Origin of the sequence: Geothrix sp. PMB-07 (assembly GCF_030758935.1) — a bacterium.
GTDB lineage: Bacteria > Acidobacteriota > Holophagae > Holophagales > Holophagaceae > Geothrix.
On sequence record NZ_CP132333.1, the window covers coordinates 2,203,256 to 2,228,298 of the forward strand.

General features: G+C 66.7%; 22 protein-coding genes. 9 read left to right on the forward strand and 13 right to left on the reverse strand.

The genetic code is table 11. The annotated features are described in order from the left end of the window. Positions 1-189 precede the first annotated feature (189 nt). From Q9293_RS09800 to Q9293_RS09825, 6 genes are all read right to left on the reverse strand, one after another. A complete protein-coding gene (locus Q9293_RS09800) occupies positions 190-1,254 on the reverse strand; it encodes a zinc-binding dehydrogenase (protein ID WP_306245910.1) in 1,065 nt (354 codons plus the stop codon). Between the two features lie 11 nt (positions 1,255-1,265). Then, positions 1,266-2,267: an NAD(P)H-dependent glycerol-3-phosphate dehydrogenase gene (locus Q9293_RS09805; RefSeq protein ID WP_306245912.1), complete on the reverse strand. Its 1,002-nt coding sequence runs from the start codon at positions 2,265-2,267 to the stop codon at positions 1,266-1,268. Continuing rightward, positions 2,260-2,886 carry a glycerol-3-phosphate 1-O-acyltransferase PlsY gene (gene plsY, locus Q9293_RS09810; protein WP_306245913.1) on the reverse strand — a complete coding sequence of 209 codons (627 nt, stop codon included), beginning with the start codon at positions 2,884-2,886 and terminating at the stop codon, positions 2,260-2,262. Before plsY ends, Q9293_RS09805 begins: the two co-directional genes overlap by 8 nt. Positions 2,887-2,898: 12 nt before the next feature. Continuing rightward, on the reverse strand, positions 2,899-4,128 hold the full coding sequence (locus Q9293_RS09815) for a CinA family nicotinamide mononucleotide deamidase-related protein (protein ID WP_306245916.1): 1,230 nt from the start codon (positions 4,126-4,128) through the stop codon (positions 2,899-2,901). A 58-nt stretch (positions 4,129-4,186) separates the two neighbouring features. After that, a complete protein-coding gene (locus Q9293_RS09820; RefSeq protein ID WP_306245918.1) occupies positions 4,187-4,795 on the reverse strand; it encodes an HAD family phosphatase in 609 nt (202 codons plus the stop codon). A gap of 326 nt (positions 4,796-5,121) precedes the next feature. Beyond that, the gene (locus Q9293_RS09825; RefSeq protein ID WP_306245920.1) at positions 5,122-5,286 is read right to left on the reverse strand and encodes a glycine zipper domain-containing protein; all 165 of its coding nucleotides are present in this window, start codon (positions 5,284-5,286) and stop codon (positions 5,122-5,124) included. 49 nt (positions 5,287-5,335) lie between these two features. Between Q9293_RS09825 and Q9293_RS09830 the strand changes: the two genes are divergently transcribed. Next, positions 5,336-5,632, forward strand: coding sequence for a hypothetical protein (locus Q9293_RS09830; protein WP_306245922.1), 297 nt, complete (start codon positions 5,336-5,338; stop codon positions 5,630-5,632). On the opposite strand, the gene Q9293_RS09835 is transcribed toward Q9293_RS09830, so the two are convergent. Together Q9293_RS09835 and pyk are read right to left on the reverse strand one after the other, a co-directional pair. Continuing rightward, positions 5,611-6,138 (reverse strand): DinB family protein, encoded by a 528-nt coding sequence (locus Q9293_RS09835; protein WP_306245925.1) that lies wholly within the window; start codon positions 6,136-6,138, stop codon positions 5,611-5,613. The two genes, Q9293_RS09830 and Q9293_RS09835, sit on opposite strands and share 22 nt — an antisense overlap. A gap of 26 nt (positions 6,139-6,164) precedes the next feature. Next, positions 6,165-7,586, reverse strand: a complete 1,422-nt coding sequence (gene pyk / locus Q9293_RS09840; protein ID WP_306245927.1) for a pyruvate kinase — start codon at positions 7,584-7,586, stop codon at positions 6,165-6,167. A gap of 141 nt (positions 7,587-7,727) precedes the next feature. On the opposite strand from pyk, the gene Q9293_RS09845 reads away from it, so the two are divergent. The 3 genes from Q9293_RS09845 to Q9293_RS09855 all read left to right on the forward strand — a co-directional run bounded on the left by Q9293_RS09845 (position 7,728) and on the right by Q9293_RS09855 (position 10,080). Continuing rightward, on the forward strand, positions 7,728-7,952 hold the full coding sequence (locus tag Q9293_RS09845) for a helix-turn-helix domain-containing protein (protein WP_306245929.1): 225 nt from the start codon (positions 7,728-7,730) through the stop codon (positions 7,950-7,952). 95 nt (positions 7,953-8,047) lie between these two features. Further along, positions 8,048-9,058, forward strand: coding sequence for a type I glyceraldehyde-3-phosphate dehydrogenase (locus Q9293_RS09850; RefSeq protein ID WP_306245931.1), 1,011 nt, complete (start codon positions 8,048-8,050; stop codon positions 9,056-9,058). Next, positions 9,055-10,080, forward strand: a complete 1,026-nt coding sequence (locus Q9293_RS09855) for a type I glyceraldehyde-3-phosphate dehydrogenase (RefSeq protein ID WP_306245933.1) — start codon at positions 9,055-9,057, stop codon at positions 10,078-10,080. The genes Q9293_RS09850 and Q9293_RS09855 overlap by 4 nt, the downstream gene beginning before the upstream one ends. On the opposite strand, the gene Q9293_RS09860 is transcribed toward Q9293_RS09855, so the two are convergent. Together Q9293_RS09860 and Q9293_RS09865 are read right to left on the reverse strand one after the other, a co-directional pair. Then, positions 10,077-11,306: an aminoacetone oxidase family FAD-binding enzyme gene (locus Q9293_RS09860; protein WP_306245935.1), complete on the reverse strand. Its 1,230-nt coding sequence runs from the start codon at positions 11,304-11,306 to the stop codon at positions 10,077-10,079. The two genes, Q9293_RS09855 and Q9293_RS09860, sit on opposite strands and share 4 nt — an antisense overlap. 74 nt (positions 11,307-11,380) lie before the next feature. Beyond that, positions 11,381-12,841 (reverse strand): serine/threonine-protein kinase, encoded by a 1,461-nt coding sequence (locus tag Q9293_RS09865; protein WP_306245936.1) that lies wholly within the window; start codon positions 12,839-12,841, stop codon positions 11,381-11,383. Between the two features lie 95 nt (positions 12,842-12,936). On the opposite strand from Q9293_RS09865, the gene lipB reads away from it, so the two are divergent. The 4 genes from lipB (at position 12,937) to Q9293_RS09885 (ending at position 18,846) form a co-directional block, all read left to right on the forward strand. Further along, a complete protein-coding gene (gene lipB, locus Q9293_RS09870) occupies positions 12,937-14,064 on the forward strand; it encodes a lipoyl(octanoyl) transferase LipB (protein WP_306245938.1) in 1,128 nt (375 codons plus the stop codon). Between the two features lie 62 nt (positions 14,065-14,126). Continuing rightward, the gene (locus tag Q9293_RS09875; RefSeq protein WP_306245940.1) at positions 14,127-15,875 is read left to right on the forward strand and encodes a sensor histidine kinase; all 1,749 of its coding nucleotides are present in this window, start codon (positions 14,127-14,129) and stop codon (positions 15,873-15,875) included. Positions 15,876-16,045: 170 nt separating this feature from the next. Beyond that, positions 16,046-17,185, forward strand: a complete 1,140-nt coding sequence (locus tag Q9293_RS09880; RefSeq protein WP_306245942.1) for an acyl-CoA dehydrogenase family protein — start codon at positions 16,046-16,048, stop codon at positions 17,183-17,185. 146 nt (positions 17,186-17,331) lie between these two features. Further along, positions 17,332-18,846: a TolC family protein gene (locus Q9293_RS09885; RefSeq protein ID WP_306245944.1), complete on the forward strand. Its 1,515-nt coding sequence runs from the start codon at positions 17,332-17,334 to the stop codon at positions 18,844-18,846. A gap of 98 nt (positions 18,847-18,944) precedes the next feature. On the opposite strand, the gene Q9293_RS09890 is transcribed toward Q9293_RS09885, so the two are convergent. After that, positions 18,945-21,182, reverse strand: a complete 2,238-nt coding sequence (locus Q9293_RS09890) for a S9 family peptidase (RefSeq protein WP_306245946.1) — start codon at positions 21,180-21,182, stop codon at positions 18,945-18,947. 50 nt (positions 21,183-21,232) lie between these two features. After that, entirely contained in the window at positions 21,233-22,081 is an 849-nt protein-coding gene (gene nadC, locus Q9293_RS09895; RefSeq protein ID WP_306245948.1) for a carboxylating nicotinate-nucleotide diphosphorylase, read from the reverse strand. 50 nt (positions 22,082-22,131) lie between these two features. Here nadC and Q9293_RS09900 point away from each other — a divergent pair, with 50 nt between their 5' ends. Beyond that, the gene (locus Q9293_RS09900; protein WP_306245950.1) at positions 22,132-22,908 is read left to right on the forward strand and encodes an enoyl-CoA hydratase/isomerase family protein; all 777 of its coding nucleotides are present in this window, start codon (positions 22,132-22,134) and stop codon (positions 22,906-22,908) included. Between the two features lie 60 nt (positions 22,909-22,968). On the opposite strand, the gene Q9293_RS09905 is transcribed toward Q9293_RS09900, so the two are convergent. Next, positions 22,969-25,014 (reverse strand): hypothetical protein, encoded by a 2,046-nt coding sequence (locus Q9293_RS09905; RefSeq protein ID WP_306245953.1) that lies wholly within the window; start codon positions 25,012-25,014, stop codon positions 22,969-22,971. Between the last annotated feature and the right edge of the window lie 29 nt (positions 25,015-25,043).

The window sequence follows — 25,043 nt, forward strand, 5'->3', positions numbered from 1 at the left end:
GAATGAAAGCACCTGCTCCAACCCCTCCATCCCCTTCATCCCGGCTGAACATCTCATGTTTTTCTTCTGCCTGGATGGAGGAGAGGGATGGGATACGGATAAGGGACGCCCGGCGAACATGCCACAGGTCCCCCGAACAGTCGTTTCCATTGTGAATTCGTGGTTGCCATAGCCTTTGGCGAAACCGAATCAGGACACGCTGCACACCACCTTGCCGAACCCCTGTCCAGCCTCCAAGTGCCGCTGGGCCTCGGGGTATTCCGCCAGATCGAACACGCGATCAATGACGGGCCTGAAGGGCGGGTTGGTGGGGTTCCGCTGGAGGAGCGACAGCTGCGTCCAGAGGTGCTCGCGGCGGCCCATGTACGAGCCATGGATCTGGATCTGCTTGGCGAAGAGCGCTCGCAGGTCGAAGGAGGTCTCCCGGCCCGTGGTGGCCCCGCAGGTGACAATGCGTCCGCCGCGGGCACAGACGGAAAGGCTGGCCCCCCAAGTGGCGGCCCCCGTGTGCTCGAAGACCAGATCCACGCCGCGCCGGTTCGTCAGCTCCCGCACCTTGGTGGCGAGGGCCCGCATGTCGCCGCGGACAATGACGTGCTCCGCACCCAGTTCCCAGCATTTCATGGCCTTGACCTCGCTGCCCACCACGGCGATGGCGGTTCCTCCAAGGGCCCGCACGAGCTGGATGGCGGCGCTGCCCACCCCGCTGCCGCCGCCCCAGACCAGCACCGTCTCGCCGGGTCGCAGAGCCGCCTTGTGGACGAGCATCTCCCAGGCCGTGAGGAACACCAATGGGAAGGCCGCCGCCTGCTCGAAGCTCCAGTTTCCGGGGATGGGCAGCAGGTTGGCAGCGGGCACCAGCACATGGGTGGCGGCGGTGCCATCGCAGATGTGACCCAGCACACCGTAGGTGGGACACAGCATGTCATCCCCCCGGAAGCAGGCGGGACATACGCCGCAGCTTAGCCCCGGCGCGATCATGGCGCTGCCGCCCGGTTCCAGCCCCGGGGGAAGCACGGTGCCTTCGCCCACGGCTTCGATCACACCGGCCCCATCGCAGCCCGGCGTCATGGGCAACGGCAGGGGCAATCCGGGGATGCCCTCCGTCGTCCACAGATCCAGGCGGTTCAGGGCCATGGCCTTCAGCTCGAGGCGCACCCAACCCGGCCTGGGCTGGGCAGGCGCGAAGGCCTCCCGCACCGGTGATCCTGCGGGGCCGTGCTGGTGGATGCGGAAACGGAAGGCTTCGGCCACAGGGATCTCCACTACTCCGATTTCAGCGACCGCGTCATGAGCCGCCGCACGGCCTCTTCAGGGCTCTCGCCATGGAGGAGGCGCAGCACTTCGGCCGCGATGGGCAGATCCAGGCCATGCTCCTTGGCCAGGGCCAGGGCCGCCTGGGTGGTGAACATGCCCTCGATCACCTGGCCGCCGAGGGAATCCCGGGCCGCATCGATGCTGTTGCCTTTGCCGACCAGTTCACCGAAGGTGCGGTTACGGCTCTGAGGCCCTGTGGCCGTCAGCAGCAGGTCGCCCATGCCCGCCAGACCCATGACCGTGGTGGGCTGGCCGCCGAGAGCCTCCACCAGCCGCGCCATCTCCGCCAGGCCGCGGGTGATGAGGGCCGCGCGGGCGTTGTAGCCCAGTTTCAGGCCATCCACCAGGCCCGCAGCAATGGCCAGCACGTTCTTCAGGGCGCCGCATAGCTCCGTGCCGATCACGTCGCGGCTGAGGTAGATGCGCAGCTTCTCCGAGGCCAGATGGGCCTGCAGGGCCTTGGCCCGCTCCTCGGATACCTCGCTTGGGAGGGCCAGCACGATGGCCGAGGGCACGCCCCGCGACACCTCGTCGGCAAAGGTGGGGCCCGAGAGCACGCCCACGGGCACGTCCAGCACACCCGTGAGCGCCTGGGACAAGGTCTGATGCGTGCTCTGCAGGATGCCCTTGCTCACGTGGATCACCAGCTCGGGTGCCGCAGAGGCACGGGGACGCAGGCTGCGCCAGGCGTCCGGTGTCACCTGGGTGGGCATGGCCGAGATCCACAGCGGTGCCTGGAAGGCATCACTGGGATCATCCGACGTCTGCAGCCCCTCCGGAAATTCCACATCCTTCAGCCAGAGGTGCCGCCGCGTGGCGGCCATCTTGGCCATCTCTTCCGGAAAGTTGCCCCACAGCGCCACCTTGGCGCCTTTGCGGGCCCAGGTGATGGCCAGGGCTGTGCCCCAGGCGCCGGAACCGAAGACGCCAATGTCCGCGCGGCTAGACATCGGCCACCTCCTTCTTGGCGCCCCAGAGGGGTGCTTCGGTGCCCTTCAGCAGGCGCCGGATGTTCTCGTGGTGTTTGATGATGACCAGCAGCGCGATGTCGACCCACAGCAGCAGCACCACCGGCGTGGCGCCCTTCCAGACCAGGATGAGCGGCAAGGCGAAGGCCGACAGCACGCTGCCCAGGCTCACGTAGCGAAAGGCCAGCAGGATGACGATGAACACGCCGAGCGCCGGCAGCACCATGCCAGCTCGGAAGGCCAGGGCCACACCCAAAGCCGTGGCCACCCCTTTGCCGCCCTTGAAAGCCAGCCAAGGGGTGAACATGTGGCCCAGCACCGCGGCCAGGGCCAGCAGAGAGAGCGCCGATTCACCGAGCCCCAGTTTCTTTGCGATGAACACCGGCAGGAATCCCTTCAGCACATCCAGCAGCAGCGTGACGATGCCCAGGGCCTTGCCACCCACTCGGCTGACATTGGTGGCGCCGATGTTGCCGCTGCCGTGCTGCCGCACGTCCCCCTTCCCTGCCAGTTTCACCAGCACCAGACCGAAGGGGATGCTGCCGCACAGAAAGGCGCCGAGGCACCAGAGGACCAGGGAAGTCGGGGACAAGAGGTTCATGGATGCAGTGTATCAGCGGCTCACGGCCACGGCCCGCCGCAGCCGGTCCAGGGCCTGGGCCACACAACGCAGCTGCATTTCGGCGCGGTCTCCCGCGAGCTTCGGCGAACGCACCGCGGTGCCATCGGGCCCAGCCAGGGCGATGAACACCGTTCCCACGGGCGCGCCGCCCTCAGCGCCGGGCCCCGCGTTCCCGCAGATGCCCAGGGCCCAGGTGGCGCCCAGGCGGGCCCGCACGGCCTCGGCCATGGCGGTGGCACAGGCTTCGGACACCGTGCCCACCGAGGCCAGCCAATCGGCATCGAGCCCCAGGAAGGCGACCTTGGCCGGGATGGTGTACGCGGTGACGCCGCCGCGAAAGCTCTGGCTGGCACCCGCGATGGCCGTGAGTCGGGAAGCCAGCAAACCACCAGTCATGCTTTCGGCCACGGCGAGGGTTTCGCCCTGCTCGCGCAGCTGATCCAGCACAGCGTCCTCGAGGTTGCCCTCGCCCACGCAGGCGAGATCATCGCCCAGCACCGCCTCGAAATCCCGCCTCGCCGCCTCGAGGTCGGCGGGGTGGGCGCCCCGGGCCAGCAATTCCACCTGGGTGAGGTTGGCGAGGATGGTCCAGTCCAGGTGCGCATGCCGTTCGCGGGCCGCACGGGTCTGCTCATCCAGGGCGCTTTCCGGCACGCCGGAGACCACCATGCGCAGAGTGTGGACCGCCCGTCCCGCCAGGGGCCGCAGTCTGGGCTCCACCTGCTCTTCCCACATGCGTTTCATCTCGCGGGGCACGCCGGGCATCATGACCACCCGCACGCCGGGATGGTCCGGAGGGTCCTGCCACCAGATGCCGGGGGCCGTGCCCACGGGGTTCTTCAGCGGCTCGGCGCCCACGGGGATGAGGGTCTGCTTGAAGTTCACCTGCGGGGGAACTCGGTTGCGCGCCGCGTAGAAGGCCAGCAGGTCCTCGCGACTGGCGGCATCTTCCACCAGTTCGACGCCGAGGATTTCGGCGAAGAGCTCCTTGGTGAAATCATCGAAGGTCGGGCCCAGGCCGCCGGTGGTGAGGATGAGATCCGAACGCGACAGGGCCTCCCGGAAGAGTCCCGCCAGGTCCTCGCGGTTGTCGCCCACGGCGGTCTTCCGGTGGAAAGCCAGGCCCAGGCCCGCCAGACGTTCGCCCAGCCAGACGGAATTGGTGTCGATCCGCCGGGTGGTGAGCAGTTCCGTTCCGATGGCGATGCATTCGATGCGCATGACTGGAATGGAACCACGCCCGCGCCGGAAACTCCAGGCGCCAAGGTTTCGCGAGAGGCTAGAACGCGAGCCCGGTCTCCCGCAGCAGGGCCTCGGCGCTGCCATCGTTGCGGAACAGGATGCCCTTCATGCCCAGCCGCTCGGCGGCGGCGATGTTCGCCGGCACGTCGTCGATGAAGGCGCAGGCTTCGGCCGGGAGGCCGATGCGCGCCAGCAGGTGGAGGTAGATCTCCGGATGGGGCTTGCCCATCTTGAGGTGACCCGACACGGCCACATGCTGCAGCTTGGAGAGAAAGGTCAGGCGCGGGCGGCTTTCCTCGAAGGTGTCGCCGGACCAGTTCGTCAATCCATGGCAGGGCACGCCAGCCGCGTGCAGCTTCTCCAGCAGGTCGTTCCCTTCGGGTATCAGCCCCGTGAGCATGTCCAGCGCCCGGGCCCGGAAGGCCCGGATGAGGGCTTCGTGCTCGGGGAATTGCGCCACCTTTTCGGCGATGGCCGCTTCCCAGGAACGGCCGTAATCCTGCTGGATGTTCCAGGCCGAATTGCATACTTCGCTCAGGAAGAACCGCCGCTCCGCCGCATCGGGAATCAGCTCGCGGTAGACCACCTCGGGATCCCACCCAATGAGCACATTGCCGAAATCGAACACCACCGCTTGAATCGACACACCTTCTCCAGAGAAAGACCAGGATTCCAATCTAGCGGAGGGGGCGCCCTGCGCCCATGTGGTGCCAGGCACCCAACCTGAGGTGACACCCGCCGTTTCGCCCTCAATCGTAAAGGACCCACCACGGAGGCACGGAGCATGGGCACACCGCAGGCGCCAGGCTCGGATGCCCTAATGGATCCGAGGTTGGCGTCTGCGATGGCTTCCGGCCTAAGCCGGAAGCGGCCAACGGCCTGCCCATGACGGAGGAGCACGGAGGCCTCCGTGCCACCTCAGTGGCCTCAGTGTTTCCGTGGTGGACCTCTACGTTGAGGCCGATTGGCGCTTCAGGATTCCAGCCACTGCCGGGCCAGGCGGCGCCCGCCCCAGAGGCCCACCGCTGTGCCGACGATGCTCAGCAGCGCGGCGGTCATGAAGCCCACGAGATCACCGAGATACCAGCCCGCCAGGCTGCCCACGGTCGCTCCCACGAAACCCATGAGCTTTTCCATGCGGAGGCCTCCGAAGCTATAGGATGGGGGAATCCCCAGAGGTGTTCCCATGTTCGTGCCCGACCTCGATGACTTGGTGCTGGAATCCGACGAGGAATCCGGCATTCGGGAACTGGGCCGCCGCTTCCTGGCCCGGGGCCCCTGGACCACGGTGGCCTTCCTAGTGAAAACGAAGACCGATCCCGAGGGCGACTGGGAGGGACCCTTCCTCTGGCTGTACCGCTATCAGAAAGTGGCCCAGGGCTGGAAACTCGTGAGCCGCTTCCGCACCACGGAAACGGCTCAGCTCGAGATCCTGATGGCGGCCTTCGAAGAGTGGAAGGATTACTTGAGCCCCGGGAGGTAGCGTTCCCGGATCACCTTCAGGTGGTGGTCCGCATGGCCCAGCATGATGTAGGGCAGGCAACGGGCGGTGATGGACTTCCCGCTGGTCGTGCCCTGGTTCCCCCAGGCCGCCTCCGGCAGGCTCCGGAACAAGGTCAGGCTGGCCTGCCGCACCGCCAGGAAATCCGCCAGCAGGTCGGCCACGGAATGGCCTTCGGCCTGGGCGGAGGCCGCATAGTCATCCTCCTCGAAACCCGGCAGGGGCGTGACGTCGCCCCGGCCCAGGCGCAGGCACCGGTAGGCGAAGATGCGCTCCACATCCGTGAGGTGCTGCAGCAGATCCTTGAGGGTCCACTTTCCGGGCGCGTAGCGGTAGCCACCCTGGGCCTCGCTCAGGTTCCTGAACAGGGCCGCGGCGGCCTCGGTCTGAGACTGGTGCAGCGCCAGTGCATCGCCCGCGGGCGCCACTTCGAGGTAGTGGGCGTAGGCATCGCCGTACTCGCTGGGATCGGGCTTGCAGAGGCTCATGGGTGTCTCCCGGATCAGAACCTGATTTAGAAGGTCATCACCTTCATGGTGTTCGTGGTGCCGGACTTCCAGAGGGGCAGGCCCATGGTCATGACCACGCGGTCGAAAGCGCCCACTTCACGCTTGGACAGCAGCAGTTCCCGCACCAGCTCCACCATCTCGTCCGTGCTGGCGACGCGGGGAATCATGAGAGCCGTCACACCGCGGAACAAGCCCATGCGACGGGCGGTCAGCTCGTCGGGCGTGGCGCCCAGCACGGGCGTGCGGCCCGCGAGGCGGCTCACCAGGCGGGCGGTGTTGCCGCCCTCGGTGAAGGCCACGATGGAACGGGCGTTGATTTCATCCGCGGTGCGGCAGGCCGCGAAGGCCACGGAGATGTCCGTGCGGGCCAGCACCTTCTCGGCCAGTTCCTCCGGCAGCGTGGTGGTGCGCTGCTTCACATTGGCGTCGGCTTCGGCGGCGATGCGGGCCAGCCACTGCACGGCTTCCACCGGATGGGCGCCAGAGGCGCTTTCCGCGCTGAGCATGACGGCATCGGTGCCATCCCAGATGGCGTTGGCCACGTCGCTGGCCTCGGCCCGGGTGGGCTGGGCGTGCTCGATCATGCTCTCCAGCATCTGGGTGGCCGTGATGACGGGCTTCAGCGCCTTGCGGGCCGCCTTGATGATCTGCTTCTGCAGGCCGGGGACGCGCTCCACGCCCAACTCCACGCCCAGGTCGCCGCGGGCCACCATGACGCCCCAGGAGACATCGAGGATCTCGCCCAGGTGCGCGAGCGCGGTGGGGTGCTCGATCTTGGCGATGATGGGCTGGGTGCCGCCCAGGTGATGGATGATGGCCTGCAGCTGCTGCACGTCCGATGCGCGCCGAACGAAACTCTGGGCGAAGAGATCCACGTCATGCTCCACACCCCAGCGGATGTCGACGTGATCCTTTTCCGTGAGCGGGTCGGTGTTGATGTCCATGCCGATGGGATGGACTCCCTTGCGGGCCTTCAGGGGACCGCCGATGATCACCTCGGCCTTGAGCGCCTCGGTGCCCTTGGCGAGGATCTTCACGGTGATGGCGCCATCATCGAGCAGCCACTGCTGGCCCGGCTCCGCGCCTTCGAAGAGTTCGGGATGGGGCAACGGCGCGGCCCAGGCGCAGCCCGCGGGAACCGCCGTGCCCGGCAGGTAGAACACGCCTTCGCTGCCCGCCGCCAGATCCAGCGGCGTCTCGAGCAGGCCCACGCGCCACTTGGGGCCCTGGAGATCGAGGAAGACGGGAATGTGCCGACCCAGTTCGGTGGCGATGGCCCGCACCTGCTGAAGGGCCTCGGAACGAGAAACGGGGTCGCCATGGCTGGCATTCAAGCGAACCGCATCGGCCTCTTTGAGGGCTTCCCGCAGCCGGTCACCCTGCATCAGGGCAGGCCCCAAGGTCATCACGAGTTTAGTCTTGCGCACATCATCCCCCATCGCCTGCACAGCTATTCCACAACCTTTTCCACAGCCTGCGGCCTCGTTACAAACTTATCACAGGGCCTTTCCCTTGGGGCATCGCGGTGATACCTTCGATCTCCCGATACGGATGTTGGAGAAGATGGAATGCGCGATAAGCTGCGGATGCTCGTGGCCGAGATGGTGCATGGGGGAATCCCCCTGGAGCTGGCCCGGAGAGAGTTCGAGCGGGTGTACCTCGAAGAGGTGCTGGCCGCCCATGAAGGCAACCACAGTGCGGCCGCCCGGGAACTGGGCATCCACCGCAACACCCTGGCCAAGAAGCTGGAGGCCCCGCCCAGCCGTCTCCGCCGTGTGAGCCTGGCCAGCTGAGACCGGCTTTCCCTTCTGTCAAAGCCCAGCCCCGCGCTGGGCTTTTCTTTCGACAGGGCGCGCCAAGGCCGTTACAACAAGAACCGGGAGGAAGCTTGAGGAAGGTCGCCATCAACGGGCTGGGACGGATCGGCCGCTTGGCCCTGCGCCACTTGATGACGGCACCCCAGGTGCAGGTGGTGGCGGTCAACGACCTGGCCGACACGGCAACCCTGGCCTACCTCATGCGTCATGACTCCACGCACGGGCAGGCCCCCTTTCCCGTGACCTCCGACGGTGATCACCTGGTGCTGGATGGCCACCGGATCCGCGTCTACGGAGAACCCCATCCCGCCGCCATCCCCTTCGCCGATCATGGCGCCGAGGTGGTGCTGGAGTGCACGGGCCAATTCACGGAACGCGCCGCGGCCTCGGCCCACCTCCGGGGATCCGTCACCCACGTGCTCCTCAGCGCGGCCTCGGAGGAGGCGGACCAGACCCTCGTCATGGGCGTCAACGAAGGCGCGCTCGACACCGCGCAGCATCGGCTCATCTCCTGCGCCAGCGACACCACCCAGGCCCTGGCTCCCATGGTGAAGGTGCTCGATGAGGCCTTCGGTCTGGAACATGGCTTTGTGACCGCAGTGCACAGTTACACCAATGACCAGCGCATCTTGGATCTGCCCCATGCGGACCTCCGCCGCGCCCGGGCGGCCGCCCACAGCATGATTCCCACCCGCACCGAGGCCGCCGGGGCCATCGGCCTGGTGCTGCCCCACCTGGCGGGCCGCCTTGACGGCCTGGCCGTGCGGGTTCCCACACCTGATGTGAGCATCCTGGACCTCACCGCCGCCCTGAGCCGGGAGATCACCCTGGAGGCCGTCCACGCCGCCTTCCGGAACGCAGCCACTCGCGGTCCCTTGGGGCCCTATCTGGAGGTTCTCGACGAGGAACTGGTGAGCGCCGACCTGGTGGGCCGCACCGCCAGCTGCCTCTATGATCCCTTCCTCACCAAGCGCCTGGGCGCGCGCTTCGTGAAGGTGTTCGGCTGGTACGACAACGAGTTCGCCTACGCGGCCCGGCTGAAGGATCTCTGCCTGCACGTGCTAGAGGGGACACGGCCATGAAGCGCATCGCCCTCAACGGCCTGGGCCGCATCGGCCGCCTGGCGGTCCGGCAGCTGGGCGCGCAACAACTGGGCATGGGTCAGCCCGAGTTCATCTGTGCCGTGAACGATCCCGCGCCCTTGGACCAGGTCATCCAGCTGCTGCGCTTCGATTCCGTCCACGGCCAGAGCGCCCTGCCCATCGGCGGCCACACCGAGAACGGCCAGGATTTCCTCCTGCTGGGCGAACGCCGGGTACCGCTTTTCCACGCCCTGGATCCCTCGCTCATTCCCTTCCCCCCTGAAACGCGGCTGGTGGTGGAGGCCAGCGGCCGCTTCACCAAGCGGGCCGATGCGGCCCGCCACTTGAAACAGGGCGTCTCCCACGTGGTCATCAGCGCCCCCAGCCCCGATGCCGATTTCACGGCCATCGCCCCCGTGAACGGGGCGGAGCTGGATCCAGAGCGGCACCGCGTCATCTCCAACGCCAGTTGCACCGCCCACGCCACGGCCCCCATGCTGCAGATCCTCGACGAGGCCTTCGGCATCGAGGAAGCGGGCATGAGCACCGTGCACGTGGTCACCAACGATCAGAAGCTCCTGGATCAGCCCCACAAGGACCGGCGCCGCGGCCGCTCCGCCTTCCAGAGCATCATCCCCACCACCTCGTCGGCCTTTGGCGCCCTGCACCGCGCCATGCCTGCCCTGCCGCCTGGCTTCAACGGCGTGGCCCTGCGGGTGCCCACCCTCAGCGTGAACCTGGTGGACCTGGTGGCCACCCTGCGCCGGGATGCAGATTTGGCGGGCCTTCGCACCGCCTACGAACAGGCCGTCTGCAGGCGGTGGAAGGGGCTCGTCGCCCTTGCGGATCCCCACACGGTCAGCCACGACATCACCGGTCGCCGGGAAAGCGTGATCATGGATCTGGACCTGACCATGGCTCTGAGCCCGCGCTTCGTGAAAGTCTTCGGCTGGCACGACAACGAAACCGGCTACGCCGCTCGGTTGTGTGACCTGGTGGTGGATCTGGCAGGCCGGATCTAGATCGTTCCCGCCGCGAATCCCGTGCTGAAGGCCGCCTGCAGGTTGTAGCCACCCACGGGGCCATCGATGTCCAGCAGCTCGCCGCAGACGCGCAGGTTATCCCAGCTCCGCAGCGCCATGGTGCGGGGATCCACCGCGCTCAGGGTCACGCCTCCCGCGGCCACTTCTCCTCGGGCCAGCGGCACGGCCTGAGGCTCACCCAAGGGCAAGGCGGTCACGAGAGCCACCAAGCTCCTGCGCGCATCTTTGGGCAGATCCTTCAGCATCTGGGCGCGACTCAGCGCTTGCGCCTGAAGCAGCGGCTCCACCAGCCGCTCCGGCAAGTGGCGCGAGAGCCAGGTGGCCGCCAGCAGCCGGGGATTGGAGCGCTGCTCCGCCTGCAGGGCGGCATCCACCTGTTCGGGCAGCTCCGGCACCGAGGCGTAGGTGAGCCAAGCGGCGCCCGCGCGGCGAGCCCGTTCCGTGGTTTGGCTCAACTCCAACGCCGCAGGGCCGCTGATGCCGGCCTTGGTGAAGACGATGTCGCCCGCGAAGCTGGCGAGACGCCGGCCTTCCGCCCCGGCACTGAGGCGCAGCTCGCCCTCCCGCAGCGCCACCCCTTCCCAGTCCGGGCGGGGCCGCTGCAGGGGGAGGGGCGCCAGGGCCGGGAACCAGGGCTCCACTGGCACCTGCAGCCCCTTGAGCCAGCCCAACACCTCGCCCCGGGTGCCGGTTTCGGGGTAGCTGGCCCCGCCCGTGGCGAGGATGAAAACATCCGAATGGAGACGCTCCCCCTCCAGCAGCAGACCTTCGAAACGAGGCGCCCGTCCCAGCAGCCCCGTCACGCGGGCGCCCGTCCGCACCCGCACGCCGACCCGTTGCACCAGGGCCTCGAAGGCCGCGACCACGGCACCGGCGCTGCCGGGGCGATCCAGGGGAAAGACGCGGCCGTTGTCGCGCGTGTAGGTTTCAACCCCTTCGCGGCGCAGCAACTCCAGCACGGCGCCGTTGTCGAAGGCATGCAGCGAGGGCCGGAGGAAGCGGGCCTGTTCCTTGGGGAAGGCCGCCAGCAGTTCCTTGAGAGGGCCGTCGTGGGTGATGTTGCACTTGCCGCCCCCGCTGATGCGCAGCTTCACGCCCAGGCGGCCATTGGCTTCCAGCAGTTGCACGGAATGGCCCAGGGAAGCCGCCCGCCAGGCCGCCACCAGCCCTGCCGCACCGCCGCCGACCACCACCACGTTCGCCATGCTTCCATCATGGCCGAGGCCGGGCCCATTGCCGGAAGCATCGAGACGACGCTGGAAGGGGAAGGTCCTGGCCGCTACTGGAAGATGCCCTTGAAGAACTTCTTGATTTTTCCATCCCGCGGACCGGCCTTCTTGCCTCGAAGTTTCTGAAGCTGGATGGGGTCGGGCAAGGGCTTGCGGCGCTCCGGGATGACGCTCCAGGGTTCGTGGCCCTCGAGGGTGAGGCGGAGCTGGTGGGCGCCCTCACCCGGAACCTGCACGGACAGCGGCGTGCGGCCCTTCGCTTCCCCGTCGAGGGCCACCTCGGCGCCGGGGGGTTCGCTGGCCACGGCGACCTCGAAGGGAGCGGGCAGAAGGCGGAGCGACAGGGCCCGATCCTCCGCCTTGAGGCGCACCTCCAACGGCAGGTGGTCGGGCTTCTCCAGACGCAGGACATCCACCTTGCCCTTCACCACCACCTGACGCAGCGGCGTGCGCCCGAGCGGCGTGCCGTCGAGATAGACCTCGGCGCCCCCGGGACGGGAGTCGATGGACAGCACGCGGCTCGGGGCCGGACGGAAGAAGGCCACCAGGCCGATGAGAACCGCCCCCAGCGCGCCTGCGGCCCAGTACCAAGGAAACCGGCGGATCGAGGAGGCCGGGCGGGGAGGCCGTTCCAGCCGGAGGGTTCCCGTGAGCTTCACCTGCGCCGGGGACTCCAGGTGGGCCATGCAACTGCGGCGGAACCCAGCCTCCAGGGGCAGGGCCTCCATCAGTGCCTGGAGAAAGGCCTGGAGATCCGGGAACCGCCTCGAGGGGTCCTTGCCCAGGGCCCGGCTGAAGACAGCCCGCAGGCCGGACGCCATGTCCTCAGGAAAGACGGGCTCCTCGCGGGCGATGCGGTGCAGCAGCTGGCCCACGCTGTCTCCCCCGAAGGGCAGCTGCCCAGTGAGCAGCTCAAAGGCCGTGACAGTGAAGGACCAGCGGTCTGTGGCCGCATCGGCCTCTCCGCCGTTCAACGCTTCGGGCGCGGCGTAGGCGAGCGTGCCCAGGAAGGCGTCACGGTCGGTCAAGCGGCCCTGATCGCCTCTCGCCACGCCGAAATCCATGAGCTTGAGGCGGCCATCGCCCCCCACCATGAGGTTCGCGGGCTTGATGTCGCGGTGGATGATGCCCAGGGCGTGGACTGCCGCCAGGGCCTCTCCGGCCTGAAGAAGCAGACCAGCCGCCTGGGTCGGCGCGATGGGCCCCCGCTTGATCACGTCCGACAGGCATTCGCCATCCACATGTTCCATGACCAGGAAGGGGCCGCAGCCCGGCTCTTCGCCCACGTCATACACCGTGACCGCGTTGGGATGGCTCAAACGGGCGGAAATCTCCGCCTCCCGCTTGAAGCGTTCCAGCACCTCCGCGCTGCCGGTGCCCTCTCTCACGACCTTGATGGCCAGGGGACGCTTGAGCAGGGGGTCCTCCGCCAGGTACACCGTCCCCATCGTCCCTGCGCCGAGGGTGCCGAGGACCTTGTAGCGGCCGATGGTGGAAGGATCCAGGTTCATGGCTTCTTTGATCATGCCAGACGCGGCGCCCGTGTTCAGCCTGGGCCGCGCGTCACGGCAGCCAGGCGCCGCAGCCATCCGGTTAGACTGGAGACATGTCTGAGATCGGCTTCACTGTCCCCCGCCCTGCCCAGCTCCGCCGTTTCGGCCGGGTGTTCTATCCCGCGGGTCTGCGCCTGCAGAAGGCCCTGGCGGAATATGTGAATGAGGATGGGCGCCCGGACCAGCTCGTGATCCTGGAGCACGATCCCGTCTTCACCTTGGGCCGCAACGCCACCCCCGCCGACATCCACATGAGCGATGATTTCCTGAAGGCTCAGGGCGTGAGCGTCCACCGCACAGACCGGGGCGGTGAGGTGACCTATCACGGCCCTGGCCAGATTGTGGCCTATCCCATCTGCAACCTGCGCGGCGGTCGTGAGGATGTGGGCCGCCTGGTGCGTGGACTGGAAGAGGCCATGATCCGCACGGCGAAGGATTTTGGCATCACCGCCGACCGTCTCAAAGGCGCGCCGGGCATCTGGGTGGAAACACCTCGAGGTCCCGAGAAACTGGGCGCCATCGGCCTCCACCTCAGCCGCTGGATCAGCACCCATGGCATCGCGTTCAATGTGAACCCGAATCTGAACCACTTCAAATGGATCACACCCTGCGGTTTCACAGACAAAGGCGTGTGCAGCCTGGCCTCCCTGCTGGGCGACGCCGCGCCCACCTGGCAGGAAGCCGCAGATCGGCTGCAGGCGCACCTCATCGATTGCCTGGCCCTCGACCTTCAACCCGCGCGGGAACCCAGTCGCAGCGTGTCCGCCCTCACCTGGCGCCAGGGCGCCACGGAGCCTGAGATTCTCATGATGCTGCGGGTGCCGGAGCACGGCCTCTGGTGGCAGAGCGTCACCGGGATGATGGAGCCCGGCGAACAGCCCGAACAAACGGCCCACCGCGAAGTGATGGAGGAAACCGGCCTGGTCGGGCAGCTGTGCCCCCTGGGCCTCGCCCACAGTTTCTGGGTGGATCCCGCCATCGTCCGGTTTCCGGATGCGGAACCGCGCTTCAACACCGAGACTTGTTTCGCCATGGAGGTGGCCCCCGAGGCCCAGGTGCGTCTCGAGCCTTCTGAGCACAGCGAGTACCTGTGGTGCGGCCTGGAGGAGGCCCAGGAGCGCATGAAGTGGGAGGGTTCCAAGGCCGCCGTCGGCCTGCTTCGGCAGCAGCTGGGACGCTGACTTCCCACCCGATGGAGACTCACGGTGAAACCGGCCTGAACCGATGCGGTTCTGAGACCGCCATGCCTTCTCCCGAAGCCCAGCCCTCGCCCACCCTGCTCGGCCCATGGCCGAAGCACATCCTGTGGGTGGTGGCGGGGTATCTGGCCCTCGGCGCCGGGTCCTTCCTGCTGGCCCCCCACGCGCGCAGCCTGGGCCTGAACCTGCTCAACACCCTCGCCTTCTTCCAGGCGAGCGCCCAGGCCCTCGGCCGGGCCCGCCGCGAGCCCATGGCGCGCCGCGGTTGGCAGGTGCTCAGCGCCGGGTTGTTCGCCCAGTCCGTCAATCAGGCTTGGGCCACGATCCACATGATGCGGCTCGGAAACCCGCCCCCCTTCCCCTCTTGGGCGGACCTGTTTTCGCTGCTCTCCCTCACGCTCATCGCCTCGGCGCTGCTCGCCTGGCCCCTGGCCTCCGCTTCAGGTTCCGAGCGCTTACGGAAGGGCATGGATGGCCTGGGGGCGGCCATGTCGGCGTTTTTCATCGGCTGGTACTTCGCCTTGGGGCCCCTGTTCAGAAGGCCAGAGACCTTGCCCCTCGACCGCTGGACCATGGCCTCCTTCTTCATCGGCAACGCCACGATCCTCGGCACCTGCGCCTACCTGGGTGCGCGCCGAGCCTCTCGCTTTCGGGGGCCCCTGGGCTGGATCACGCTGGGATTCACCATCTCGCTGCTTCAAATCGTCTTCCAGGTGCCGCTGGCCCTGGTGGGCCAGTACCGCTTGGGTGATCCCCTCGACCTGATGGTGCTGCTGGCGGCCGTCTTCATGCTGCTGGCCCCCCTCGCGCCGGTGGCCCTGGAGCCAGGTCCGCCGCCGGGCGAAGAGATCCAGGATCGCTCCCCGGTGGCCCTGATCCTGCCCATGCTGCCCGCAGCCACGGCCCTGGCCTTCGTCCTGGCCTCCCTGGTCTGGGCTCCCGCCCGTCTGGACACCCCCGTGCTCGCCATGGCGACCCTCATGGCGGGCCTGGGGCTCTTCCGTGGCCTGCTGGCCCTCAGGGACCTTCAGCGCCTTTCCGCCAGCCTGGAGACCCGCGTGGGGGAACGCACCCGGGATCTCGAGATCATGCAGGAAGCCATGCTCCGAACGGAGCGTATGAATGCCATGGCGGTACTCGGTGCCGGTATGGCCCATGATCTCAACAATGCGCTTGCCACGGTCAGGGCCTGCGCGGAGTTGGCCCTGACGCGCCTCGAAGAGGGACGTCCGCCGGCAGCCAAGGACCTGGACCACATCCTGGTGGCGGCGGATCAATCAGCCGCCCTCACGCGGCGACTCATGATGTACGGCCGAGTGGAAGACGACCAGGCCAGCCACCTGTGCCTGCGGGATGAACTCGCGCACATGGAGACCATCCTCAGAATGCTCATTGGCCGACACATCAGCCTCCGCCTTGAGCTGGGCGGATCCCCCATGCCCATCCTGGGATCCCGCTCCCAGATCGAGCAGATCTTCGTGAACCTCGTGGCCAATGCCCGGGATGCCATGCCGCAGGGCGGAACCATCACGCTGCGCCTCTCGCGGGCTATCTCCAGGGGGAAACCCCTGGCGAGGGTGGAGGTCCAGGACACCGGCATGGGCATGACGCCGGAAGTCCAGGCCCAGATCTTCAACCCCTTCTTCACCACCAAAGGCCCGGGTCGCGGCACGGGCCTGGGGCTCGCCTCGGTACGCCAGCTGATGCAGGAACTGGGCGGCAGTCTCTCCGTGGCCTCCCAACCGGGCACGGGCACCACCTTCATGCTGCGCCTTCCCCTCGTGGAAGGTTGAGTCCCCGACCGGAACCAGCGCTCCGGGCGCAATGGCCAGTCAACGGCGTGAAAGGCCTGTCAGAACAGCAGTCGTCTGTGTTTGCGGTCTGCACTTCGAGGCAGCCCCTGGCTCACCCAACCAGCGTTTGCCCGCGCCCTTGATAATCTGAGGCAAACCCCGGAGAAGCCATGTTCCCCCAGTTCACTGAGGATCAATCCGCCGTGCGGGAAGCGGCCCGCGATTTCGCCCTGGCGGAAATCGAACCTGGCGCCGCAGCCCGTGATGCCAGCGGTGAATTTCCTTCAGAGATCATGAAGGAGCTGGGCGAGATGGGTTTCCTGGGCATGACCGTGCCCGAATCCTATGGCGGCGCTGGCGTGGATTTCCTCAGCTACATTCTCGCCCTGGAACAGATCGCCTACGCCGACGCCTCCGTGGCGGTGACCATGAGCGTCAACAACTCCGTGGCCTGCGCGCCCATCCTGGCCTTCGGCACCGAGGGCCAGAAACAGAAGTATCTCAAGCCCCTGGCCAGCGGCGAGGTGCTGGGCGGCTTCATGCTCACAGAGCCCGATGCAGGCTCCGACGCTGCGGCCCTGAAGACCCGCGCCACCAAGGTGGAAGGCGGCTGGCGGTTGAACGGCGCCAAGGCCTGGATCACCAACGGGGGCGTGGGGCGCTACTTCGTCACCATGGCCCGTACCGACCCCGACAAAGGCAAGAAGGGGATCAGCGCCTTCATCCTGGATGCGCAACAACCCGGCGTTGTCGTGGGCCGGGCCGAAGAAAAGATGGGCCTGCGTTCCAGCAAGACGGTGATGGTGGCCCTGGAGGATGCCTTTGTGCCTGAGGATGCCCTGCTGGGCAAGCTCGGAGATGGCCTGAAGGTGGCCTTCGGCGGGCTGGACGGTGGACGCATCGGCATCGCCGCCCAGGCCCTGGGCATCGCCCAGCGGGCCATGGACGAGAGCGTGGCCTACGCCAAGGCCCGCAGTTCCTTTGGCAAGCCCATCGGCGAACACCAGATGATCCAGACCTACCTGGCCGAGATGGAGGCGCGCCTGCAGGCTTCCCGCCTGCTCGTCTACCGGGCCGCGGCGCTCCGACAGGCGGGGAGGACCTGCACGGTGGAGGCCGCCACCGCCAAGCTCTTCACCACGGAAAGCGCGGTCTGGCTCTGCGACCGGGCGGTCCAGATCCATGGCGGCTACGGCTACTCGCGGGAATACCTGGTGGAACGGCTCTACCGGGATGTGCGGGTGACCACCATCTACGAGGGCACCAGCGAGATCCAGCGCATGGTCATCGCCAGGGAGTTGTTGAAGTAAACATTTTCAACACACGATGAAATGATACTTGCCCTCATCTCGCGAGGGAGACATGATGCTTGCTGGGTTAATCTAAACCGGTCCCCGCATTTGTCCGTAGGCAGCCTGTCCGTGTGGCAGCTCTTTTCGATCTTCAAGGAGTGGTGATGATGCGTCTTCCTATCTTCCCGGCCCTGCTGGTGGCCTTCTCCCTGGTGGCCCAGGACGCTCCGAAGGCCCCTGATGCCTCCCAACTCCGGCTGCAGGATGCCATCCAGATCGCCCTGAAGAACAACCTCCAGGTGCAGATCTCGCAGCAGACCCGGGAAAGCACCAAGGCGCAGGAACTCCAGAGCCTTGGGGCGTTTGATTGGACGCTGAACAGCGCCTATGCCATCACACATTCCAAATTCCAGCCGGACGGCCACAGCTTTGATGGCAGCGGCAACCCCATCTTCGGCAACACCATCACCGATACCCGCAAGTGGAACGTGGGCGTGTCCAAGCCCACAGAGTGGGGCGGCCTCTTCAATGTCGCCTACACCAACCCGAACTACAGCTCCACCGAGTACAACTACGCGGGAAGCCCGACCTTCTCCACGCGCTATCCCTACACCGGAAGCCTTTCCGCCTCCTTCACCCAGAGCCTGCTGAAGGGTTTCGGCCGGGAAGCCTCCGCCACCAACCTCATCGTGTCGCGCTACGGCGCCCAGGCGGCAGACTACACGTTCCAGCTCGCCATCATCGGCAACGTCGCCGCCACGGAATCGGCCTACTGGGACGTGGTCTACGCCAAGCGGAACCTGGAAAACAAGCGCCAGGCCCTGGCCCTGGCCCAGCAGCAGCTGAAGGAAAATCAGATCCGCGTGCAGGTGGGCACGCTGGCTCCCATCGAAGTCACCTCCTCGGAAGCCTCCGTCGCTCAGGCGGAGCAGGACATCATCACGTCCGAAGCGGGACTGCTCAACGCCAAAGATGCCCTCATCCGCACCCTCTACCCCACCACGGACCGGCCCGCCAACCTTGACACTGTGGACCTCCCCAGCGTGAAGCCCTTGGAGCTGGACGAGGAGAGCGCCGTCAAGCAGGCCCTGGTCAACCGTCTGGAACTGAAGAGCGCGCAGCTCGACCTGAAGGCCAAGCAGGTGCAGGAATCCGCCGCCAACAACCACCTCCTTCCCCAGCTCGACCTGAGCGTGGGCTACAACCTGAACTCCAACGTGCAGAACTCCTGGAGTTCGGTGAACACCGACCTCACCAACCGCAAGGACCCGGGTTACTCCGTGGGTCTGCAGTTCTCCCTGCCCATCCTGAACCGTGGCGCCAGGGGCAGCCTGGCCATCGCCCGGGCTTCCCGCCGCAGCAGCGAACTGAACCTCCATGATCAGGAACTGGGTATCGTGCTGCAGGTGCGCACGGCCTACCGAACCCTGGAATCCTCCGCCAAGGGCGTGGCTGCCGCCGAGAAGACCCGCTACTTCCGCGAGAAGGATCTCGAAGCGGAACAGAAGAAGTTCGAGAACGGCATGAGCACGAACTTCCTGGTGCTTTCCAAGCTCAACGACCTGAACACCGCCAAGGGCAATGAACTGCAGGCCCAGATCACCTACGCCAAGGCCGTGACCTCCTTGGATCAGGCGGTGGGCCGCCTTCTGGAGGCCCGCAAGCTGGAAGTCAAATAATTATCCGGGGGTTCCGCGCTGCGCGCACACCCCCGGGCCCCCGCGCAGAAGCCCGGCACAGCCGGGCTTCTGCTTTCCATCCTCCGGGGGTTCCGCGGCTATCTCCGCCGAGGGGCGGCAGGGCTGGTCGGGGTTTCTGACTTGGCATCGGCATCAGCAGGCAGCGTGTCCAGCAGCGTCTTCCAGTCGAACCAGGTCTTCTGGCCTTTGATCCACTTCTCGAACCAGTTGAACTCGCTGACCATCTTCACCAGCTGATAGCGGGGCTCACTGAGGCCGTGGGGCATGCCGGGATAGACGAGGTATTCCACAGGCACCTTCAGCTGCTTGAGGGCCATGTAGAGCTCATCGCTCTGGGGCTTCGGCACACGCTGATCGGCCTCGCCCACGTGAATGAGCGTGGGGGTCTTCGCGTTCTTGATGTATTTCAGCGCCGATTCGTGCACGAAGTTGTCCCAGGCCTCGTAGGGCTTGCCGCCCAGGTAGAACTCGCGCACGCTCTGCGTGTCGCTTTCGGCATACATGGAGATCCAGTTCACGGCCCCGGCCCCGGTGCTGATGGCCTTGAAGCGATCAGTCTGAGTCAGCGTCCAGCTGGACAAGTGACCGCCGGCGCTCCAGCCCATCATGCCGAGCTTGTCGGCGTCAGCGATGCCCTCGTGGATGAGGTGGTCCACGCCGCTGATGATGTCGCCGTAGGACAGCCGCATGAAGTTGCCACCGATCTGCCGGGTGAAGGCCTCGCCGTAGTTCGTCGAGCCCCGGTAGTTGGGCTGGAACACGACGTACCCGGCTGCGGCGTAGATGTGCGGGTAGGTCACGTAGCGGGCCTGGAAGCCGCTCATTTCCGCCGAGGCGGGACCGCCGTGCAGCTGCACGATGAGCGGGTAGCGTCGGCCCTTTTCGTAGCCGATGGGTTTGATGAGCAGGCCTTCCACCTGGGTGCCGTCCTTGGCCTTCCAGCGGATGGTTTCGGTCTCGCCCAGGGACAGCTTCGCCACCTGCGGGTTGGCATCCGAGACCTTCACCCAGGCCGAGGGTGTGCCGATGGACGCGGGCTTCGCCACGTAGAGATCCGCGGCTTTCCGGGGGTGACTGAAGCTGAAGAGGAAACGCTTCGCTTCAGGATGATAGGCGCCTGCGATCACGCCGGTCTCATGGGTGAGCTGGGTTAGCGTGCCATCCGCCGTGGAAAGCGAGAACAGGTGCTGGCTGGTGCCCAGCCCCTCGGTGAAGTAGAGGTTGCGGGAATCCTCGCTCCAGCTGGCGCGGGAGACGCTCATGTCCTTGCCCGCCAGAAGGTTTTTCGCGGGACCACCCGCGGTGGGAAGGATCCACAGCTTCTCATTGCGCAGCCGCTCGAAGCGCTCGGGCGCAGAGTACATCAGCCACTTCCCGTCCGGCGAGAAGGCGGAGTACCCCGCCTGCTTCTCCAGGATCTGCCGGGATTGCCCGCTCTGCAGGTCCAGCAAGTGGAGGCTGGCCTCCTCCTGTGTGATGTCACCCACTCGGCGGGCCGAGGGCATGGCGAGGTAGTCGACCCAGCGGCCATCCTTCGACAGATCGAAGGAGGTCACGGTGAAGTCCGCGCCTTCCGTCCAGCGCTTTTCGGTTTTGTCCTTGAGATCCACCGACCACAGATGCACCGGCGGCTGCTCCGGGTCGGCCACCCGCACGTCGAATTTCTTCTCCTTCCGCTTGGCCTCGTCCTTGTCCAGGCGATCCGGGCTGGTGAAGAAGAGGCGGCTGCCATCCTCTGCGATCTCGAAATCGCGGATGGGGGTGGCGTGTTTGGGCAGCGCCACGGGCGCCAATTCCTCCGAGGCCAGATCAATGATGGAGAGCTGGCGATCCTCCGCCTTCCCGGCGCTGAAGACCAGCCATTTACCATCGTGGCTGAAACTGAATGCGTGGACACCATCCTTGGCGTCCGTGAGTTTGCGGGCCTCGCCACCATCCACGGACATCCAGTAGATTTGCTGGCTGCCCTCACGGTCGCTGAGAAAGGCGAAACGCTTGGCATCCCGCGCCCACTGGGGAGATGTCTCATTCTTCTCGCGGGTGAAGGTCATCTGGCGTGCCGCACCACTCTGCGCATCCGCCAGGAAGATGTCCGTGTAATTTTTCCCGGATTTCCAGTGGGGGATGCTCATGGTGTAAAGCACTCTGGCGCCATCCGGCGACAGCTGGCCCCCGCTCACCGACCGCATCTCCATGACATCCATGAAGGTCATGGGCCGTGTGGCCGGGGCCACCGCCGGAGTCGTCACCTGAGCCATCGCCGGAGCCGCCGCCACCAGGGCCGCCATCACACCATTCCATTGCCTTGAACGCATGCCGCCTCCTACCTCGTCACATGAGGTTTATCATGGATCACCCAAAAAGCTCAGTCCATCCGCAAGCTGAGATCCACCGAGGGCGCGCTGTGCGTGAGGGCACCCACGCTGAGGAAGTCCACACCGGTTTCCGCCACGGCTCGGGCCCGCTCCAGGGTGATGTTGCCGCTGGCCTCCAGGAAGAGGCGTCGGCCGCTGCGGTCGCGCAGGGCGACCGCCTCGCGCATCTGATCGAGGGCCATGTTGTCCAGAAGCACCCCGTCTACATCCGGCAGTTCCAGGCAGGCCTTGAGCTGGCCCAGGTTTTCCACCTCGACCTCGATCTTCACCAGGTTCGGCGCCACCCGGCGGGCGGATTCCACCGCCGCCCGGATGCCGCCCACCGCCGCCAGGTGGTTCTCCTTCAACAACACACCATCGCTGAGGTTCAGGCGGTGGTTCACGCCGCCCCCGCAGCGCACCGCGTACTTTTCCAGCACCTTCAGGCCCGGCGTGGTCTTGCGCGTATCCAGGATGCGCGCACCGGTGCCTTCCACCGCGTCCACGAATTTCCGCGTGAGGGTGGCAGTGCCCGAAAGCCGCTGCAGCAGGTTCAGCATGACCCGCTCTGCCAGCAGGATGCCGTGGCTGGATCCGCGCAGCCGCATGACCTCTGTGCCCGTCCCTACTTTCTGGCCATCGTGCTTGGGCAGCTCGATGACCATCGAACCGCAGGCCAGCTTCAGGGTTTCGGCGGCCACGGGCAGCCCGGCCAGCACCAGATCGGCCTTGGCCACCACGCGGGCGGTCATGGGGCGATCCGGCACGGAGGCGGTGGTCCAGTCCTGCGTGCCCCAGTCTTCACGCAGAAAAGCGCGCAGCTGGTCGCGGTAGGTCTCGGGATGAGGCGGATGGAACATGCGGGAAGCTCCAGATTCAGCCTACAATCATGACCAAACCCGGAGTGTTCATGTCCTTCCTTCTCGTCGAGAAAGCAGATCGCGTTGCCTGGATCACGCTGAATCGACCCGAAAAGCTCAACGCCCTGAATCATGAGGTCCTGAAGGGCCTGGACCTGCTGTTCCTGGACCTGGAGCAGGATCCCGAGGTGGGCGTGGTCGTGATCACCGGAGCCGGTGAAAAGGCCTTCATCGCCGGGGCGGACATCACCGAGCTGAAGGATCTGGATGCCGCCGCCGCCCGTCGGCTGGCCCTGCTGGGTCAGGCCGTCTTCCAGCGCATTGAATCCCTGCCCAAGCCCGTCATCGCCGCCGTGAACGGCTTTGCCCTGGGCGGCGGTTGCGAACTGGCCCTGGCCTGCCACATCCGCATCGCCAGCGAGAACGCGCGCTTCGGCCTGCCCGAGGTGAGCCTCGGCACCATCCCCGGCTATGGCGGCACCCAGCGGCTGCCCCGGCTGGTGGGCAAGGGCGTGGCCCTCGATCTCATCCTCAGCGGCGACATGGTGCCCGCAGCCGATGCCCATCGCATGGGCCTGGTGAGCCGGGTGGTGCCCCAGGCCGAGCTGCGGACCGCCACGGAGAAACTGGCCAAGACCCTGCTCTCCCGCGGCCCCCTGGCCCTGCGCAGCGCCCTGGCGTCTGTGAACGAGGGCCTGGACATGCCCCAGGACCAGGGCCTTCAGTACGAGGCCGCCCTCTTCGGCCTGATGGCCGCCACCCAGGACATGAAGGAAGGCATCAGCGCCTTCCTGGAGAAGCGGAAAGCGCAGTTCAAAGGCGTGTAGAACGCCACAGAACCAAAAGCGGGGCCAATCGGCCCCGCTTTTTTGCATGCCGAGTGGAACCTACCGCTTGGCGGCGGGCGTTCCCAGCGACACGGCGGCGGACTGCTCGTTGTTGTGGAGATCCACCACCTTCACCAGGAGGCGGTCGCCGCGCACCATGTCCCGGGGCACCAGCACGTCGAAGCGCTCTTCCTTCTGATCGAAAACGCGATCCTCGGGCACGATCAGGAGCCAGTGCTCGCCATCGGCACTGACGGCCGCTTCCTTCAGCACGGAGGTCTCGTCCCGCGCCACGAAGCGCACCCGAACGCCTTCGCCTTCGGGCACGGCACTGAGTTCGGAGATGGCGGGCGGCGTGTGGTCCACCGTGAAGGGCGCCGTGCGCCAGGTGCTGGTGAGCGCCGCATTGAACGGTGCCGACGGCGCGTCAGAAGCCACCACCTCCAGCCGGTAGCGCCCATCGGGCACTGGCAGGGTGTCGAAGCTGAAGAACTTCTCCTTCCAGGCTTTTTCGAGGAGGATGGGCGCACCTTTCTCAGGCAGCAGGCGGATGGCGAACTGCAGGGCGTCGCCATTGGGATCGTTCACCCGGAACACGAAGCTCTGCCCGCCGCGCCGGAAGCTGCGCTTCTCGGCACCCATGTAGCCCAGGGCGGGAATGAGCTTCTGGGTTTCCAGGGGGACGCGCTCGATGCCGATGTCGTCGGGGGGCGCCGTGCGGGTGATGACCAGGCCCGGAGGCATCAGGTCAACCCCTTCCCAGACCGGTGCGAGGTTCCGCTGGGCCCAATAGACGTTCACCGTTTCCACGGTGGGCGTGGCGCCGCCACGGGTGCTGCTCAGGCGCAGCCGGAACTGCGCGAAGCGTGCGGGCGGCAAGGCCGGGCGCTCGCCGCTGCGAAGGGGCGGCGTCCAGTTGCTCCAGGTGGCATCGGGCGTTTCTGTGCTACCCGTGCGGAACTGCAATTCGACATTGGTGCCCGTGGGGGTTTCCGCATCCAGGTAGGCCCGGCCCCAGTCGGCGATGGGCGCCCCCTTGAGGATTCTCGATTCCAGGGTGCCTTCCGTGGCCTGCGCTTCGGAAAGCAGGTGGAGTTCGGCGGGATTCGAGCCCACCACCAGCAGATCCCCGCCGGAGGGCAGGAAGGCCGTGGCCTGGGCCGTGCCCAGCTCCTGCACCACCGCGAAGGGTTCCGTATCGCGCCCCTTGCCGAGCGGCAGGGAGAAGAGGCGTGAGCGGTTGCCCGTGGCCACCAGCAGCTGGCCCTTCCAGGCGGCCAGGGCATAGACCTGGCTCTGGGAGCTCTGCCACAGCGTTTCGGGCACCCGGTCCTTGTCGAGGCGGATGACTGCCGAGCGGGTGGTGGCCGTGGTGTCCGCCTGGAGGTAACCCTCCCGGCGCTCCAACTGGCCTGTGCTGAACTTGGGCGTCAAGCCATTGTCGGCGCCGATGAAGAGCTGTCCATCCACGTAGGCCAGGGCCCGCACTTCCTCAAAGGGCGTATCCATGAGGGTTTCCAGGCGGTCGCCCTGGCGGCTGTAACGCAGCACCAGACCGCGCCCATGGCTGCCGAGGTACCAGCCTCCCTGGCCGTCCGAAGTCAGGGCCGTGAAGGCGGTTTCATCGGCCAGCTCCGTCAGGCGTCGGCTGGAGCCTTCGCGGGCCTGCACCAGGACCGCGCCCTTTTCAGCCCCGCCCGCCACCAGCACAGTGTCGCCTTCCACGGCCAGCGCCCAGACGATGCGGGCCTCAATCTCCGCAAAGGACTTCACGTCCCCGGTTGGTGAAACACGAAGCAGCTTGCCCTCGCCTGTGGGCGCCACGATGAGATCCTGGCCCAGCCGGGCCATGGCGAAGACGATGCCCCCCTTCACCTGGCCCAGGGGCTTCATCTGGCCACCGGTGTAGTGGAAGAGCTTGCCGTCGGTGCCAGCGGACAGGTAGGCGCCACCGGAACCATCCGGAAGGGCCGACCAGATCACGCCTTCAGGCAGTTGGCCCACCCGTCGCAGGTTCGGCGCCAGGCGCAGTCGGCCGTCGGCACTGATGCGCACCCCCCGGGTTTCGGAACCCAGCCAGTCGTTGAACCCTGAGAAGGTGGCCATGGGCTGTTCCGCCAGAGCCGAAACCCCCA

Bases quoted from the DNA above. Each gene is read 5' to 3' on its own strand.
- Q9293_RS09805 (WP_306245912.1), bottom strand. From the start codon at position 2,267: ATGTCTAGCCGCGCGGACATTGGCGTCTTCGGTTCCGGCGCCTGGGGC.
- plsY (WP_306245913.1), bottom strand. From the start codon at position 2,886: ATGAACCTCTTGTCCCCGACTTCCCTGGTCCTCTGGTGCCTCGGCGCC.
- Q9293_RS09815 (WP_306245916.1), bottom strand. From the start codon at position 4,128: ATGCGCATCGAATGCATCGCCATCGGAACGGAACTGCTCACCACCCGG.
- Q9293_RS09825 (WP_306245920.1), bottom strand. From the start codon at position 5,286: ATGGAAAAGCTCATGGGTTTCGTGGGAGCGACCGTGGGCAGCCTGGCG.
- Q9293_RS09830 (WP_306245922.1), top strand. From the start codon at position 5,336: ATGTTCGTGCCCGACCTCGATGACTTGGTGCTGGAATCCGACGAGGAA.
- Q9293_RS09835 (WP_306245925.1), bottom strand. From the start codon at position 6,138: ATGAGCCTCTGCAAGCCCGATCCCAGCGAGTACGGCGATGCCTACGCC.
- Q9293_RS09845 (WP_306245929.1), top strand. From the start codon at position 7,728: ATGCGCGATAAGCTGCGGATGCTCGTGGCCGAGATGGTGCATGGGGGA.
- Q9293_RS09855 (WP_306245933.1), top strand. From the start codon at position 9,055: ATGAAGCGCATCGCCCTCAACGGCCTGGGCCGCATCGGCCGCCTGGCG.
- Q9293_RS09860 (WP_306245935.1), bottom strand. From the start codon at position 11,306: ATGGCGAACGTGGTGGTGGTCGGCGGCGGTGCGGCAGGGCTGGTGGCG.
- Q9293_RS09865 (WP_306245936.1), bottom strand. From the start codon at position 12,841: ATGAACCTGGATCCTTCCACCATCGGCCGCTACAAGGTCCTCGGCACC.
- lipB (WP_306245938.1), top strand. From the start codon at position 12,937: ATGTCTGAGATCGGCTTCACTGTCCCCCGCCCTGCCCAGCTCCGCCGT.
- Q9293_RS09875 (WP_306245940.1), top strand. From the start codon at position 14,127: ATGCCTTCTCCCGAAGCCCAGCCCTCGCCCACCCTGCTCGGCCCATGG.
- Q9293_RS09880 (WP_306245942.1), top strand. From the start codon at position 16,046: ATGTTCCCCCAGTTCACTGAGGATCAATCCGCCGTGCGGGAAGCGGCC.
- Q9293_RS09885 (WP_306245944.1), top strand. From the start codon at position 17,332: ATGATGCGTCTTCCTATCTTCCCGGCCCTGCTGGTGGCCTTCTCCCTG.
- Q9293_RS09890 (WP_306245946.1), bottom strand. From the start codon at position 21,182: ATGCGTTCAAGGCAATGGAATGGTGTGATGGCGGCCCTGGTGGCGGCG.
- nadC (WP_306245948.1), bottom strand. From the start codon at position 22,081: ATGTTCCATCCGCCTCATCCCGAGACCTACCGCGACCAGCTGCGCGCT.
- Q9293_RS09900 (WP_306245950.1), top strand. From the start codon at position 22,132: ATGTCCTTCCTTCTCGTCGAGAAAGCAGATCGCGTTGCCTGGATCACG.
- Q9293_RS09905 (WP_306245953.1), bottom strand. From the start codon at position 25,014: ATGGCCACCTTCTCAGGGTTCAACGACTGGCTGGGTTCCGAAACCCGG.